At 75.3% G+C, this 1,370-nt stretch carries 1 protein-coding gene and 1 pseudogene; both read right to left on the reverse strand.

All coding sequences use genetic code 11. The annotated features are described in order from the left end of the window. On the reverse strand, positions 1–829 hold an 829-nt coding region (locus GTR00_RS20890; protein WP_166613442.1), incomplete at its 3' end, for a glycosyltransferase family 2 protein. Between the two features lie 140 nt (positions 830–969). Then, positions 970–1,370 (reverse strand): annotated as a pseudogene (locus GTR00_RS20895) (hypothetical protein); the annotation flags it as partial.

Raw genomic sequence — 1,370 nt, forward strand, 5'->3', positions numbered from 1 at the left:
GTACGGCCCCGGCGGGGGCGTCCACGCCCGCCGGGGCCGTACCCGGTCCGGCGGCCTGCCGGGGCAGGGCCACCGGCGCCGGGGCCGGCACGGCCGCGGCGGGGCGCAGCCGCTCGACGACGAGCGCGCGCAGGACCCGGACACCGTCGCGGAACGTGTTGAGGTTGCTCTCGCCGTGCAGGCGGGGGTGCTCGAAGCTGGGCACCTCGCGGATGCTCAGGCGCGCCTTGGCGATGCGCGTGTTGATGAGGGTCTCGATCTCGAACCCGTCGCCCCAGCGCCGCTCGTCCACCGCCTCCCCCGCCGCGTCGAGCTCGAGGACGGGCAGGCAGGAGGCCCAGAACGCGTTGTAGCCGTAGCACAGGTCCGTGTACCGGGTGCGGAACAGGGTGTTGGCCAGGCGGTTCAGGACCCCGTTGCCGGCCCGGCGCAGCAGGGTGATGTCGTCGCTGCCGCCGCCGCTGAGGAACCGGCTGCCCTTGGCGAAGTGCGCGCCGGAGGTCAGGGCCTCGACGAAGCGCGGGATCTCGCGGGGGTCCGCGGAACCGTCGGCGTCCAGCATGACGACCACGTCGCCGGTGACCGCCGCGAAACCGCACGCGAGGGCGTTGCCCTTGCCGCGGCGGTTCTGCAGGACCACGCGGACGTCCGGGCGCAGCCGGCGGGCGGCCTCCACGGTGCCGTCCACGCTGCGGCCGTCCACGACGATGACCTCGTGGACCTCCGGCAGCAGGGCGAAGACGTGCGGGAGGTTCTTGGCCTCGTTGTAGGTGGGGACCACGACGCTGACGCGCGGTCCCGCCGTGCTCTCGCGATCGGTCTCGTCCATCGGAGCTCCATGGTGGGACGGTTCGGGACGGTGCCCGGTCAGGTTTCCACGGGCGTGCGGCCCAGGACCCTGCACGAGCTGGCAGTCGCCTGCCGGGTGTTCAGGACCCTGCCGGGTTCTCACGTCCGGGTCCCCGCCGGTCATCGAGAGGCCGCCGGGGGCAGGTCGCGCAGCACCGCGGCGGCGAGCTGCGCGGCGCGCGGCTCGCGCAGCACGGAGTTGTGGTCGCAGTCGATGTCCAGGAACTCGTGCGGGCCGGTGAGCAGCTCCTCCCAGGGGGCCCGCCCGTCGGGGTTGTCGCGCAGCTGGACGCACACGGTGCGCCCGGCGTAGGGGCGCACCACGTGCCGCCGGGCGACGACCTGGCCGTGGTCGTGGAACACCTGCGCCTGGTGCGGGCCGAAGGGGACGATCCCGGCCAGCGGCACGCGCAGGCGCTGGGGCACCAGGTGCAGCGGCGGCAGCCCGTCGGGCAGCAGGCGGTGGGCGCCGGTGCGCACGAGGCGGGCCACGGCGCCCAGCGGGCCGCTCGCCCCACCCC

The sequence above is a fragment of the Kineococcus indalonis genome (genome assembly GCF_009906395.1).
Lineage (GTDB): Bacteria > Actinomycetota > Actinomycetes > Actinomycetales > Kineococcaceae > Kineococcus > Kineococcus indalonis.